Source organism: Pseudomonadota bacterium, from assembly GCA_013285465.1.
Lineage (GTDB): Bacteria > Pseudomonadota > Alphaproteobacteria > Micavibrionales > CSBR16-224 > CSBR16-224.
Genome location: CP053449.1, coordinates 1,849,570 through 1,863,370, shown reverse-complemented (window position 1 = coordinate 1,863,370; position 13,801 = coordinate 1,849,570). Strand labels below are relative to the sequence as shown.

The window sequence follows — 13,801 nt, the reverse complement described above, 5'->3', positions numbered from 1 at the left end:
AAGGCTCAGCCCAGATTGCTGTCATATGTTTTGATGACAAGGATCTGGCCGCCTTCGGAGCTTTTATGCAGCTGTCCGTAAGGTTGTGGTGTTGTATCGGCAAAAGTATCGAGAAGCTGTGCCAGCGCCTCTTCGAAAGAGCCTTGGAAAACATGGCTTGCATCAATACGGTAATCATAATCGGTGGTCCAGTACAGCTTAACGCCTGCTTCCGTTGCCCATGACGTGACGGCGTCACGCAGGGTTTGGCCGGGGGTAACGCTCCATTGCGGCGCGGCGGCTGCAACAGGGGCGCTGTCCGGACTGTTCATACCCGTATCACTTGCGGGGGCGGTCATCATGCCGCCGGATTGTCCGGCCATGCTTTTTTCAATTTCCGTTTGCGGTTTGGTGCTTTGTGTCGGAGCGGAAGCCGTCATGGAGGTGACCGGTGCGTCAAAAGCCGCATGGTCTTCACCGCCGGAAACCGGTGCGGGGGCTGCGCCGCCGTCATATTTACCGATAATCACCATATCGCGGTGCATACGTGCGTAAAGTCCGGCCGCTGACAGCGTGTTGCTCAACACTTCCGGCCAGGGCGCGCCGCCCTGCCAGGAAACGGGCGCACCCAGATCAACACCCGGCTCAAAGGCAAAAGCCTGCGAGGACGGGATAATCTGGCGGATGGCCATCACCAGCGGAATATCGCTGCCGAAACCCTGCGCCATTTCAGCATTCTCGACGAACAGGACAGGTGCAGCGGCAGGTGCCGTGGCGGATGTTTGCGGTGCGTCACTCACAATTTGCGAAATCAGGTCGCCGTTATTTTGCGTTGAATCTTCGGGATAGCTTTCCATGCCGCTCAGGCTGCCGAGTGTTTCGGACGTCACGGGGGCAGGCAGGGCTTCGTCAACCATTGTCGCATCATCCATCAGCTCCGCCGTCGGTGCGGCGTTATTGCCTTCGCCGTGCCAGCGGATTTCCGGCTCCATATAGGTTTTTTCATCCGGGAAGACGGTCGCCTCGGATTTGGCGGGGCCCTGCCATTTAAATCCGGCAACGGCATCGCCCGGCATCGCGCTGACACCGATCAGGGCGGCAACGGAGCACGCCATCAATTTTACGAACAAAGGCTGGTTTTTGACTGACATGGTTTTCCTCATTTCCAAAAATAAAAACTGTTCCATTAGCATAAAAGCAAAAAAATCACTTTTCTTCAATCCCCTTACGCAAAGAAAACAGCGCAATTCCCCATTATTCGAACAGGGCGGCGCGATTACTTCTCGGGATAGGCGGCAGCGACCTGATTACGGCCGTTTTGTTTGGCGGTATAAAGCGCCGCATCAGCCCGGGAAATCAGAGACTCGACCGTTTCACCGGGCTGCAATTCGGCAACACCGACGGAAAGCGTGATTTTACCCAGATTTTGATTACTTGTCCGGTTGACCACTTCGCGGCTTTCAACCGATTTGCGCAGGGCATCACCCACGACAATACCGGCTTTCAGCGGTGTTTCCGGCAGAATAATCGCAAATTCCTCACCGCCATAGCGCGCGGCGCGGTCACGGCCTTTGACGCCGTCAATCAGACAACGCGCAACAAGGCGCAGCACCTGATCCCCGATCTGGTGGCCGAAATTGTCGTTAAAGGGTTTGAAATGGTCGATATCCAGCATCATCAATACCAGTGACTTGCCTTCTTCTTCCGCCCGCATCACAGCTTCTTTCAGATAGATATCGAAAGCGCGGCGGTTCGACAGCCCCGTTAACCCGTCGGTCATGGCTTCGTGGCGGACGGTATCGAGATTTTCTTTCAGGGCATTGACCTGATTGGAGGAGGTATCAAGCTGCTGTTCCAGCGACTTGTTATATTCCACCATTTTCTTTGTATCTTCGGCCAGCGACAGGATGACTTTTTCCAGATCCTCAATGCTATTCGCCTCTTTCATATGATCCGTCATATCAGAAAGGGATGAGCCGTAATCGGTTGTGGCATTCTGCATGCCGCCAACGGCTTCGGAGACTTCGATCAGGGCTTTTTGCAGATTGTCATTGATCTTGCGCATGGCATCGTCAACGGAGACGCGCGCAATGAATTTCTTATGGACACCCATGCAGAAAGCTTCGTCAATCTTCTCTTCATGACGGTCAATCGCACTGCAGATTTCCGGATCACCGTCATAATAGCGGTACCACAGCTCAAACATCTCGGGCGAGGGGCGCAGCCCTTCTTTGCTGACCCTTTCCCATGCGGCGGCGCCGGGATCGTGAATCTTTGTCGGTGATTTTTCTTCCATAGGTTTTAAATCAATGTGTTTTATTCATTATTACCGCTTTGTGTACATACAGTATATACGTACAGAATCATACTATACCATTCAGATTATTTCTCCAACAAAAAGGACGCCTTTCCGTAATGGGAGATGACGGCATCCATCGAATTCATGGTGATAAAGCCGCGGTCTTTTTCCTGCGCAAAGCCTTCGCTGATAATTTTATCGGCCAGAGCGATAAAAGGATCCCAATATCCCGTGGTGTTCAGCAGCACAACATCCTTGTTATGCAGTCCGATCATTTTCCATGTCAGGATTTCAAAGGTCTCATCCATTGTCCCGAAACCGCCGGGCAGCACCAGAAAACCGTCCGAACGCTGTTCCATCAGTGCTTTGCGGTCATGCATGCTTTCCACGATAATCAGCTCCGTCAGATGCATGTGTTTGGGTTCTTTTTTCTGCAGATGTCCGGGAATAATGCCGATGACATTGCCGCCATGTTCCAGCGCCGCATCTGCGACAATGCCCATCAGCCCGACGCGGCCGCCGCCATAGACGACATCGATACCGTTCTGCGCCAGCATTTTTCCACATTCATAAGCTGCGTCTTTATAGATGTCGCTCACATTGGAGGAGGCACCGCAATAAACGCAAACGGTGCGATTTTGTTGTTTTCTTATTGCCATTTTAACCGTGATTGAGTAAGTATTGTTCTCGTTTCAAGCGAAACAAAATGGCATGAATTAGGCGCGGGGGTCAAGGCTTTGCGTAGCAAAACAGACGAAAAAGACGAAAAAGAAGAAGAAACAGCGACAAAACCGCAGGATAAGCGGGATTCCCTGCCTGACTGGTTAAAGGCGGTAAAATCCGTTATCTGTCAGGCAACAAAAACGCTTGTCGTGCCGGTTCATCCGGCGGGATGGCCGTTTATTGCGGGCTTTGCGATCGTATCGGTGCTGTTGGCGTTATTATCCGAATTCCTCGGCTTTGCCGGGCTGGTGCTGACGCTGTGGTGCGTCTATTTCTTTCGCGATCCCGTACGGGTCACGCCGGCGCGCGAAGGTCTGGTTATCAGCCCTGCGGACGGTATTGTACAGGCAATCGGCAAGGCCGAGCTTCCGGCGGAGATCGACAGCGACGGCTATGAAGATGATCCGCTGTTCAAAGCAAAGACCCTGACACGGATCAGTGTTTTCCTGAATGTGTTTGATGTGCATGTGAACCGCGTTCCCGCCGATGGCGAGGTGACACAGGTTCTGTATCATCCGGGCAAATTCCTGAATGCCGCGCTGGATAAAGCCAGCCTGGAAAATGAACGCGCCACGGTGGTCATGAAACTGGCCGCCAAGGACAGCTCTATTGCTTTTGTACAGATTGCAGGGCTTGTGGCGCGGCGTATTCTTTGTGATGCCAAAAAGGGCACGACCTATAAAGCAGGCGAGCGTTTCGGCATCATCCGTTTCGGCAGCCGCATGGATATCTATCTGCCGCCCCGTTCTATGCCTCTGGTGACAGTCGGCCAGCGCATGATCGGCGGCGAAACGGTGCTTGCCGATTTGCAGTCCAACGAAAAGGCCCGCGAGGGGGAGGTGCGGTAAGATGGTTGTCCGCAAGCGCAAAACGGCTCAGGAAAAAGGCGTGAGAGGCGCAAAGATGACGTCATTCCACCGCCTTGTTCCCAATATGATTACGATTGCCGCACTTTGTGCCGGTATGTCGGCCATGCAGTTCGCGATTGCCGGACGTTTCGAGGCGGCGGTGCTGGCCATTGTCATTGCGGCTTTTCTTGACGCTTTTGACGGCGCGGCGGCGCGGCTTTTGAAAGCGCAAAGCGCGCTGGGGGCGGAGCTCGACTCGCTGTCGGATTTCCTGTGTTTCGGTGTGGCGCCGGCGATGGTGCTGCATTCATGGTCACTGCATTTTGCCGGACGTTTCGGCTGGACGATTGCGCTGGTCTTTGCCATTGCGGTAGCACTGCGTCTTGCCCGTTTTAATGCGGCGGGCAAAGAAAACCCTGAAGCCAATCACAGCTTTTTCTGCGGCGTGCCGTCGCCGACAGGGGCGGGGATGTCGCTGTTGCCGCTGATTATTCATTTCCAGATGGACAAGCCCGCTGCGGGAGAAATCGGTATGATGCAGCATCCCGAAGTCGTCGGCGCGTGGATGCTGCTATTTGCCTGGCTGATGGTCAGCCATGTGCCGACCTTTTCGACCAAACAGATCCGCCTGCCGCCTAAACTGGTTATTCCGGCGCTGGGGGCATTCGGCCTTTTGGTGGCGGGGCTGATTAATGCGCCCTGGCCGACATTGGCGGCAATGGGAATCGCCTATGGCGCGACGATACCTCTGGCGGTCTGGATGTCCTACCGCAAGCAGCAAAAAGCCGCAGCAGCCGTTGCAGACGGAAAAGAGGAAGGGAAAACGGATATATGACACTGCCCCAATCCGAGATCGAGGAACTGCGAAACAGCGATGTGCACATCAGCGGGCGCGAACGCCTGCATGACGGTTACCGCAAGATTGACCGTTACAGCTTTACGCACCGCACAATGAATCCGGATGCAGATGAGTGGCTGCCGGTGATGAATCGCGAAATGTGCCGGATGTCGGAGGCCTCTGTGGTACTGCTCTACCATCCGGAATCGGACAGCGTTCTGCTTAGCCGCCAATTCCGGCTGGGCGCTGTTTTGCGCAACGAAGATGATCCTTTTATGATCGAATGCGCGGCGGGCTGTGTGGATGATGATGAAACGCCCGAACAGGCGGCGCGGCGCGAAAGCTTTGAGGAAACCGGCGCAGAGATTGTCGATTTGGAATATATCGGCCATTCTTTCCCCAGTGCGGGGTCAACGGATGAGGAATGTTATTTTTATTGTGCGCGTATCGCGAAAATCCCGGAAGAGCGCTATCACGGCCTCGCCGAAGAGGGGGAGGAGATCGAAACCTTCACCGTAAAACCCGATGAAATTGCTGCGCTTCTTGATGAAGATCAAGTGCACAATTCCAATGCTCTGATTTTATTGAACTGGTTCTTGCGCCACCATGCGCGGCTCCGGAAAAAATGGAGCTAAAAAACAGGAGATATCGATGGACGCGTTGATCACGACGGAAGAACTGGCGGCAATTCTGGATAACCCGGAGGTCAAGCTGCTGGACGGCACCTATAGCCTCCCCGGCGGCGCACAGCCTGAAACCGCACATCTTAGAATCGGTAATGCCGTGGCTTTCGATATTGATGATATTGCCGACCCTGCTGCGGATTATGCGCATATGATGCCGGATGCGGCGCTGTTCGCGGAAAAACTCGGTGCGCTCGGTATCACGGAGACGGATCACGTTATTGTCTATGCACAGATGAACACCGGCATGGCGGCCTGCCGCGTCTGGTGGATGTTGCGGGCTTTTGGCCATGAAAATGTGCAGATTCTCGATGGCGGATTGATGAAATGGCTGCGTGAGGGACGCACGGTCGGTGTTGGTCCGGCGGCTCCTGAATATGCGGAATATAAAGCCGGTTTTCGCCCCGAACTGGTCTGCGATGCGGCAAAGGTCGAAAGCTGTCTGCAAGCAACGGATACGGTTCTCATTGATGCGCGTGATAATCTGCGCTTTGTTGAGCACGGACGCATTCCGGGTTCGGTAAATTTGCCGTTTTTATCATTTTTTGCGGAAGACGGATGTTTTCTGCCGCTGGATGACTGCCGCAAAGCCTTTGCCGATGCGGGCGTGTTAAATGTAAAAAATGTTGTCGCCACTTGCGGCAGTGGTGTTACGGCATGTGTTTTGGCTTTTTTACTGTTCCGGATGGGACGCAAGGATGTGGCGGTGTATGACGGGTCGTGGACAGAGTGGGGCGCATGCGCTCATTTGCCCAAGGAAAAGGGCGCGACAACAAGGGGAGCCACGACAGGATGACGGAAAAACCGACAGATAAACACGCCAAAACACTTTTGGCGCATTTGGGATCGCAGCCGTTGCGTTATGACGGCGTTGTTAACACGCCGGTGCACCGTGCCTCGACCTTTGTGATCGATACTTACGATCATTTCCTGAACTGTTTTGAAGCACCCTACCGCTATGGCCGCGAAAGCACACCCTCTTCAACGGCGTTTGAACAGGCGATTGCCACATTGGACGGTGCGGCAGGCTGTGTCGTCACCTCATCAGGGCTGGCGGCAATCAACGGCGCGATTATGACCTTTGTCGCGGCAGGCGATCATATTCTGCTGCCGGATAATTTTTACGGTTTTGCCCGTGATTTCTGTAACCGCACGATGGCGCGTTTCGGCATCGAGGTCGAATATTACGATCCGATGATCGGCGCCAATATTGAGAAACAGGTGAAAAAGAATACCAAAATCCTCTATCTGGAATCTCCGGGTTCCTTAAGCTATGAGGTGCAGGATATCGGCGCTTTTGTCGCTGTCACCAAAAAGCATGATCTGATCACCATTATCGATAACAGCTGGGGAACGCCGCTGCATTTGACGCCGCTGGAACTGGGGATTGATATTTCCATCATGTCGGCGACAAAATATATTTCCGGCCATTCCGATATGATGCTGGGCGTGATTTCCTGCAATGAAAAAACCTTTAAACCGGTGCGCGATACGATCCGCCAGCTGGGAAATTGTGCGGGATCGGAAGAACTTTATCTCGGCCTGCGCGGTCTGCGTACACTGGATGTACGGATGGACCGCCACCGCGAAAGCGGCCTTGTACTGGCCAGATGGCTGTCCGGCCATGATGCGGTGAAAAAAGTTCTGCATCCGGCATTGCCGGAATCGCCCGGCCATGAAAACTGGAAAAAATACTTCAAAGGCACGTCCGGCGTTTTTGCGATTGTACTGAAAGAAACCGACCGTACGAAAATCGCGGCAATGCTGGACGGTATGGATATTTTCAAAATGGGTTTCAGCTGGGGCGGTTATGAATCGCTGCTGTTCCCCGAACAGCTGAATGCGGCCCGCATTACCAAACCCTGGGAAGGGGAAGGATTTTTGCTGCGTATCCATCCCGGTCTGGAAGATGTCGAGGATCTCCAGGCTGATCTGGAAAGCGGCCTGAAGCGTCTTGCCGCCTAAGGCTGTAAAAGGCTTGCAATTTTACGCGGGGTTGCTATAAATATGTCCTGATTACAGCATTGATGCGGGTGTAGCTTAATGGTAAAGCCCTAGCCTTCCAAGCTAGTTACGTGGGTTCGATTCCCATCACCCGCTCCATTTTTCCACAGATTCTTCCCAAAACAGGAGCCGTTTTCATGAAAAAATTTCTCGCATTTATTTTGATTCTCGCAGCGATCGGCGGCGGTGTTTATTTCTATATGGGCACAATGCTGAAACCGATGGTCGAGAAAGTCGCAAGCCATGCGCTTGGCACAAAAGTCACGCTGGCGGCGCTGGATGTGTCCATTGCCGAGAAAAAAGTGACGGTGAAAGGCATTCAGGTCGATAACCCGCCGGGCGCTTTCCAATCCCCGTATTTTTTGCATGCGGATACGATCAGTATGACGGCGCGTGACCTGACGGGCGCGGTACTGGCGCTGGGCGAGATCGTGGTTGACGGTGTCGATATCCGTTACGAAGTACGGAAGGGCGGCACCAATCTGGGCGCGTTGCAGGATAATATGAAAGCGGGACAATCAGGCGCGTCATCCTCCTCAGGCGGCAAAGATATTGCGATCGACCGGCTGCAGCTGACGAATATTTCCGTCACGCCGCTGGCGGCTGTTGCCAAAATCAGCGGGCAGGGCAGTGCAAAAATGCCGGATATTGTCTTAAAAAATCTGGGAACGGAGTCCAAACCCGTCACGGCGGAACAAGTCTTTACGCAAGTCATGGACAGGCTGGCACGCGGCGCGATAAGGGTCGTCAGCGAAAAAGGGCTGGGCGATACTTTCTTTAAAGGCGCACGCAGCGTACTTGACGGCGCGGCAGGCACAATCCCCGAAAGCGATATGGACCAGCGTCTGGATAAGGCGCAGGATCTGATGAAAGGTGTCCTCGGACGTTAACGGAGCAGCTCTATGTCAGGCACAAATTTTATCATTACCGGCAATAAGGCGAGTTTCCCGCGGATCAAATCCCTGTCCGAACATTTTTCAAAGGTCGCATCCAGCGATGCCAAGAAATTCACGGTGACGGTTGAAGAAAACCCGACGGGCTATTTCAAGCAAAAGCTCGATAGCCTCGGCGCGACAATCCGCCGGGACTATCAGGATGACGGCTATGATGATCCGTATCACCGGCGGTATTACTGTTAATATTGATCAGCGGCGGTGATCGCGATAGTCGCGCAGAATGCGCCGCATGATTTCAGCCTGACGCTCTCTGTGCCGTGCTTCGGCACTTGCCTTTGCCGCAAGGCGGGCTTTGTAATAGCCGTCAAATTCCTTCTGCGACATCGTAATCAGCGTGGCATCCATAATATTGTTCATATCGTTATAAAGATGTTTCACGCGCGGGTTTTTTGATTGGCGCACGGCTTTGTGACTGTTCAGCAGCATATCCTCGACTTTTTCCAGTGGCGCATTGAAGATTACAAAACGCTTTTCTCCGCCCTTATGCGGGGTCAGCTCAACGCAGGTACGCGGCGTGTCTTTGCCCAAAACGGGATGATAATCATAGCGGTGGATGTTATAGACATTCTCGGCATTCATATAAAAACCGCCCTCGCGGATGGTTAGTCTTTCGTCCTGTTCTTTGACAACAATATGAGCCTTGATATAGGGCATGTCCGGTTCCGCCGCAGATGTTACGATAAGCGGGTGACTATAGCAAAATTACAAAATTATGTCAATCTTGCACGGGTTTGTCGATACGGGCATGAGTGAAAACGGCAATGTCTTTAATCGGAATTTTGCCGCGCTCCTGCAAATGCAGCCAGCTGCCTTTTTTATCCAGAAAACGGTCAACAAACTCCGTACCGTCACGCAGCTGGATATAAACTTTCTTGTTTTTTTGCGTCGAATAGTGACTGGGGGAGCGTTTCTTTGCCATGCGGGAAATATATCAGCTTTCATAAAGGAAGACAAAATTCTTGCAGGCGCTTTTGCAAATATGTTAATGATACGCCTTATTTTATCAAAGGAAAACGGCGCAATGGGCAGTTTCAGATTCGGAGACCCCGATACGGATTTACGCTATGCGGTGAATATCACCCTTGGCAACGGCAATGATAGCGAAGCCGCGCTGATGGCTGCCTGCGCGCTGCTGAACGGTGCCAATCCCGATATCATCGTTGATGAAATGATGGGCTATACCGCCTTGGCGGCGAGCACGGTTTCGGGCGGGGTGGAAACCATGCGCGTGCTGCTGCAAAACAATGCCGACCCCAATATCTCTTCGACCTATTACGGCACACCGCTGACGCATCATCTGTGGCAGATTTTCGAACCGGTAAAGCCGGAGCTGGTCAAACTGCTGCTGGATCACGGCGCACGCCCCGATATTCCGAACCGCGAGGGCAAAACGGCACTGGATTACGCGCGTGAGCGCGACATGCCGGAAATCGCCCAAATGTGCGAAGATTTCCTTCGCGGTGAAAAGACGCAGCGGGTCGCGGCACGCGGCCATCGCCAGAACGCCCTGCGCCGTTATCTGCGTCGTCCGAAATAATACAATCCCGCAGGCTTTTTTTCTTACAATCCCATTGCGATATGTAAAATATTGTGATAGGATAATGTTTGTTTTTGACATGGGCAGAGCAGGCGGTTTTAGGGAATGACGGAATATCCTGAGAAAGATGAGCAGGAGGGCGGCGCAGCAGAACATGCTGCGGCGAAGATGCCTTCTGCCAAAACCCGCCGCCCGTGGTATAAAACTCTGTTCAGCCGCAAAGCCAATATTTTTGTGAAGGCCGCGCGCACCCTGACGCTGGCCTTTACAGGTCTGTGGGCGGCGGAGGCATCGCTGCCCTATGTTCTGGACGGACGCCCGCTGCATGACAATGAAACCAAAATGCTGCAGCAGATGGGCTATGATGATTCCATTGATTACAGCAAGGTCAAAATCCACGCTTCCGCTTTCGGCGATTTCTATCTGGATATGATGAAGATGGGGCTGGCGACAAAAGGCAGTATGGTGATTGTGCCGCAGGCGGAATATGCGGAGGATTTTACACAAAAAAGCACCGTTGATGAGTTCTTCTTTGTGCATGAGCTCGGTCATGTCTGGCAAAATCAGAACAATGTCATATTTTCACGCTTACACGCGGCAAAAGACATGTTCAATTATTTTGTCATGGGCGGCGACGGCAGTTCCCATTACGAATACAAGCTGGAAGAAGGCAAGGATCTGATGGATTACGGTCTGGAGCAGCAGCCGACAATTCTTGCTGATTTTAACCAGCTGATACGGCATGGTGAGCGTCCTTTGATGGCTGGTCTCGATTTTAATGATGATTTTGATAAAGAGGAATTGGAAGCACAATACCGCAGCGTCTTGAAAAACTTCCTCGATAGCCCCGATTATGCGCGGAACCGCGCATTCCAGCCGTGGAGGTGAGGGACATGATGAAATTACAGCAGATATTTCATGAATTGGAAGAAAAGGCGGGCGCAGGGCTGTGCCGCCAAGTGCCTGTCGTAAAAGCCCGTCCCGTCAAAAAAGGCGAAGAATGCCTTGCCCCCGGCAATTTCGGCATGGAGGTCGAAATGGTCGCCGATACGGATGGCTGGCAGGTCGAGAGGGGCGGCCAGAATCTGTTCTACGAGGATGAGGATTTTAAAGAAGAATTCGAGGCCGTCGCGCTGGATAACCGCCACGCCATGCCGCTGCCTTTCGGCACCGAAGTCCACCGCCTGAAAGAGGGCGAGGCATTTGCCGTCTATCCGAAAGGCAAAAACCATAAACCCGTCCATGCGCTGGCAAAACAGCCTGCCTTTCTGGTCACTTTTCCGGATGGCGCACCGACCTATATCCGCGATATTGATTTCCATGTCAGCTTCCGCACCAATGCGGCCTATGCCGATGATGCGTTAAAGGGGCTGTTTAATGACAAAGCGCATTTGCAGCGCGATGACAAACCGCAACGCTATGTCGTTGTGCCGCAGGAAACCGTTTTGGAGGTCAAAGGCAAGCCCCTGCAGGTCAAACCGGGAACCGTGCTGTATGAAAACAGCAGCGACCCCGATGGCTATACGGTTGTCTCCCCGATGGTCTTTGCCAAGGAATATAAAATCATCGACCCCGCCAATAGCAAAGCCATGTCCGCCCATATCGCCCATTCCGGCGCCCAAAAATCGGCGTTGATCCGCCGTTATCTGCAAAAAAGATAAGTGTGTTTTTTAGTGTTTAATACGATTTATAGTATTTTGCAATAAAGTCAGAGATTATTCTTTTACTGATGAAGGGAGTGCATTAGGCTCTCGAAAATCTTTATGTTGGCAGTAATATTTCAGATCAACTAGTGCAGTAGTGTCTTCACAAAGCTGTGCTTTCTCTGCGTCTGTGAGTATCGGACAGGCTTGAATTTCACGCACTAGTGTTTGGTATAATTAAACACTTCATCGTATCCGCGTAAATGCTCAGAGAATCTCTGCTGTTGTGCACCGTAAAAGCGTAGTGTTTCACATGACTTATTGTGTCCCTCGTTATCAGTGATTGTCCCTTTGAAGCGTTTTTCATGTTCTTTTCTCTTGTCGGCAGTTTTTTTCTTAATTAATTCCAGAGCGGGGGCTTTAGCTGCTGCCATGAGGTCGAACAGATTATACCGATGCAACTCTAAAAGAACGTCATCGATCTCTTTGTCAGACATATGTAGTGATTGCATAACTTCTTCAGCGCGGATTTTAATGTCGTACTTTTCTTTGTGCGAAAACCCCGCGCCCCATCGTCCTAAACTGGCTACTGTTGTGATTGTTGGGCTTAATACTAGCTTCGCTAGATTTCTAAGGTCATTCAACACAGCGTCAGCTTCATTAATTTTTTCGCGGAGTTCTGCTTTTAGGCCAAATACGGAAAAACCTGATAAGCTACTACGAAAAGCCAATAAAAACATGATAATTGAATACGCGAATAGGGTCGTGACCTTCCATTCAGTTAATGTGGAGAATTCATGTAATGCATAGGCAAGTATTCCTATGCCTGCTAAGAAGAAAAATACGTTGGCGACAACGTTGGCAATCAAGGCTATTTTTTTCATACTTTTTAGGCCTGTTAAATTATTCCAGCTCTTTCCCACGCGCGGTGGCGGCGGCAACGGCTTTGTCCATCAATTGCTGTAAGCCGTTGTCCTGAGCCATCAAAACGCCAAGCGCGGCGGCGGTAGTGCCGCCGGGGCTGGTAACATTTTCGCGCAATGTTGCGGCGGGGGTGTCGGCGGCATCAGCGGCGAGGGCGGCGCTGCCGATCACGGTTTCCCGCGCCAAGGCCATCGCCATATCGGCAGGCAGGCCGGAATTTTCGCCGGCTTTGGCAAGGCATTCGATCAACAGAAAGATATAGGCAGGGCCGCTGCCTGAAACCGCGGTCACGGCATTCATCAGCCCTTCATCATCCGTCCACAGCGCTTGCCCGACAGCCGCCATCAAATCCAGCGCAACCTGCTTTTCGCCATCGCGCACATAGTTATTGCCGCAGGCAACGCTAATGCCCTTTCCGGCGGCGGCAGGGGTGTTGGGCATGACGCGGATAATGGCGCTGGAGGGGGAAAGCAGGCTTTCCAGCGTCGCCAGCGTCTTTCCGGCGGCAATGGAGATAAACAGCGTCGTATCGGAGGTAAAGCGGCGATATGCGGGCACAATCTCGCCCATCACCTGCGGCTTCACGGCAAAAACAATGACATCGGCCTGATAATCTGCGGGAATATCTTCGGCGTTTTTGTAAAGTGTTGCGCCATCAGGCGCATTTTCGGCAAAAGGGTCAATAATCAGACAATCCGGCGCGGGGCTTTGCTTGCGCCAGCCTTGAAACAAGGCTTGTCCCATCTTGCCGAATCCGACCAGAATCAGTTTCATCAGTCTGTAACCTTAATTTTTGTGCTTATGCTTCGCCCGCGGTGCGGAACATGGCGATAGAGAAAGCTTCCTGCGAACGGATATCGCCCGAGGCCAGCATTTTGAAGGTCATGTAAAAACGGTCGCATTCCGTAATCGCAATCTCGGTAATATCGGCGATCATCTCGACCGCAATCGGCGAGGGAACGGTATGCAGCATGGAAGTATGGCGGAATGTCGGGCGGTTTTCACCGGAGGACAAATCAAAATGCCCCATCCACATTGTGTCATTGATTTTCATGAAAATTTCGGCGGCGGCGGGCAGATATTCATCTTTCAAACGCACATCTTCCAGCGGTACGGAGAGCTGCAACGCGTTAAACTCGTCATCCCATTCCATTTGCAGCTTGTACTGGGAATTTTTTCCGGCGGCCTGAATATACATCAGGTTTTCATTCACCCGCTCGGACAGCCAGTGACGGCCATGCGCCAGCTCTTCAAGAAGATCCAGAGGATTGAGACTGTCGCCGCTATAAGCAAACTCAAAAGGAGCATTCGTCATGCGTTTATCTGCCTTTATTGTTTTTATTCATTAGGAATCTCATAGCATATTT

General features: G+C 52.3%; 18 protein-coding genes and 1 tRNA gene. 11 read left to right on the top strand and 8 right to left on the bottom strand.

The annotated features are described in order from the left end of the window. Positions 1-5 precede the first annotated feature (5 nt). From HND56_09050 to HND56_09040, 3 genes are all read right to left on the bottom strand, one after another. Positions 6-1,130: a hypothetical protein gene (locus tag HND56_09050; protein QKK05825.1), complete on the bottom strand. Its 1,125-nt coding sequence runs from the start codon at positions 1,128-1,130 to the stop codon at positions 6-8. A 125-nt stretch (positions 1,131-1,255) separates the two neighbouring features. Then, positions 1,256-2,275, bottom strand: a complete 1,020-nt coding sequence (locus HND56_09045; protein ID QKK05824.1) for a GGDEF domain-containing protein — start codon at positions 2,273-2,275, stop codon at positions 1,256-1,258. Between the two features lie 86 nt (positions 2,276-2,361). Next, entirely contained in the window at positions 2,362-2,937 is a 576-nt protein-coding gene (locus HND56_09040) for a TIGR00730 family Rossman fold protein (protein ID QKK05823.1), read from the bottom strand. A gap of 153 nt (positions 2,938-3,090) precedes the next feature. Between HND56_09040 and HND56_09035 the strand changes: the two genes are divergently transcribed. The 8 genes from HND56_09035 (at position 3,091) to HND56_09000 (ending at position 8,513) form a co-directional block, all read left to right on the top strand. Then, positions 3,091-3,849: a phosphatidylserine decarboxylase gene (locus HND56_09035; protein ID QKK06609.1), complete on the top strand. Its 759-nt coding sequence runs from the start codon at positions 3,091-3,093 to the stop codon at positions 3,847-3,849. Between the two features lies 1 nt (position 3,850). Further along, positions 3,851-4,684, top strand: coding sequence for a phosphatidylcholine/phosphatidylserine synthase (locus HND56_09030; GenBank protein QKK05822.1), 834 nt, complete (start codon positions 3,851-3,853; stop codon positions 4,682-4,684). Further along, positions 4,681-5,322 carry an NUDIX hydrolase gene (locus tag HND56_09025; protein QKK05821.1) on the top strand — a complete coding sequence of 214 codons (642 nt, stop codon included), beginning with the start codon at positions 4,681-4,683 and terminating at the stop codon, positions 5,320-5,322. Before HND56_09030 ends, HND56_09025 begins: the two co-directional genes overlap by 4 nt. Before the next feature lie 16 nt (positions 5,323-5,338). Beyond that, positions 5,339-6,166 (top strand): sulfurtransferase, encoded by an 828-nt coding sequence (locus tag HND56_09020; GenBank protein ID QKK05820.1) that lies wholly within the window; start codon positions 5,339-5,341, stop codon positions 6,164-6,166. Then, positions 6,163-7,335 carry a cystathionine beta-lyase gene (gene metC, locus HND56_09015; protein QKK05819.1) on the top strand — a complete coding sequence of 391 codons (1,173 nt, stop codon included), beginning with the start codon at positions 6,163-6,165 and terminating at the stop codon, positions 7,333-7,335. The genes HND56_09020 and metC overlap by 4 nt, the downstream gene beginning before the upstream one ends. 64 nt (positions 7,336-7,399) lie before the next feature. Next, a tRNA-Gly gene (locus tag HND56_09010) sits at positions 7,400-7,473 on the top strand. Between the two features lie 38 nt (positions 7,474-7,511). Then, positions 7,512-8,264 carry a hypothetical protein gene (locus tag HND56_09005; GenBank protein QKK05818.1) on the top strand — a complete coding sequence of 251 codons (753 nt, stop codon included), beginning with the start codon at positions 7,512-7,514 and terminating at the stop codon, positions 8,262-8,264. A gap of 12 nt (positions 8,265-8,276) precedes the next feature. Next, on the top strand, positions 8,277-8,513 hold the full coding sequence (locus HND56_09000) for a hypothetical protein (protein QKK05817.1): 237 nt from the start codon (positions 8,277-8,279) through the stop codon (positions 8,511-8,513). Positions 8,514-8,519: 6 nt separating this feature from the next. Here the strand turns inward: HND56_09000 and HND56_08995 are convergent, their stop codons facing one another. Both HND56_08995 and HND56_08990 read right to left on the bottom strand, forming a co-directional pair. Continuing rightward, positions 8,520-8,984, bottom strand: coding sequence for a hypothetical protein (locus tag HND56_08995; GenBank protein ID QKK05816.1), 465 nt, complete (start codon positions 8,982-8,984; stop codon positions 8,520-8,522). Positions 8,985-9,045: 61 nt separating this feature from the next. Further along, the gene (locus tag HND56_08990; GenBank protein ID QKK05815.1) at positions 9,046-9,249 is read right to left on the bottom strand and encodes a hypothetical protein; all 204 of its coding nucleotides are present in this window, start codon (positions 9,247-9,249) and stop codon (positions 9,046-9,048) included. A gap of 102 nt (positions 9,250-9,351) precedes the next feature. Here HND56_08990 and HND56_08985 point away from each other — a divergent pair, with 102 nt between their 5' ends. The 3 genes from HND56_08985 to HND56_08975 all read left to right on the top strand — a co-directional run bounded on the left by HND56_08985 (position 9,352) and on the right by HND56_08975 (position 11,528). Beyond that, the gene (locus HND56_08985; protein QKK05814.1) at positions 9,352-9,867 is read left to right on the top strand and encodes a hypothetical protein; all 516 of its coding nucleotides are present in this window, start codon (positions 9,352-9,354) and stop codon (positions 9,865-9,867) included. A 105-nt stretch (positions 9,868-9,972) separates the two neighbouring features. After that, positions 9,973-10,755 carry a hypothetical protein gene (locus tag HND56_08980; GenBank protein ID QKK05813.1) on the top strand — a complete coding sequence of 261 codons (783 nt, stop codon included), beginning with the start codon at positions 9,973-9,975 and terminating at the stop codon, positions 10,753-10,755. A gap of 5 nt (positions 10,756-10,760) precedes the next feature. Then, on the top strand, positions 10,761-11,528 hold the full coding sequence (locus HND56_08975) for a hypothetical protein (GenBank protein QKK05812.1): 768 nt from the start codon (positions 10,761-10,763) through the stop codon (positions 11,526-11,528). A 203-nt stretch (positions 11,529-11,731) separates the two neighbouring features. On the opposite strand, the gene HND56_08970 is transcribed toward HND56_08975, so the two are convergent. From HND56_08970 to HND56_08960, 3 genes are read right to left on the bottom strand one after another with little or no spacing between them, the layout of a single operon-like run. Continuing rightward, entirely contained in the window at positions 11,732-12,394 is a 663-nt protein-coding gene (locus HND56_08970) for a hypothetical protein (protein QKK05811.1), read from the bottom strand. Positions 12,395-12,413: 19 nt separating this feature from the next. Next, positions 12,414-13,208 (bottom strand): pyrroline-5-carboxylate reductase, encoded by a 795-nt coding sequence (locus HND56_08965; protein ID QKK05810.1) that lies wholly within the window; start codon positions 13,206-13,208, stop codon positions 12,414-12,416. Between the two features lie 25 nt (positions 13,209-13,233). Continuing rightward, positions 13,234-13,749 (bottom strand): hypothetical protein, encoded by a 516-nt coding sequence (locus tag HND56_08960; protein QKK05809.1) that lies wholly within the window; start codon positions 13,747-13,749, stop codon positions 13,234-13,236. Between the last annotated feature and the right edge of the window lie 52 nt (positions 13,750-13,801).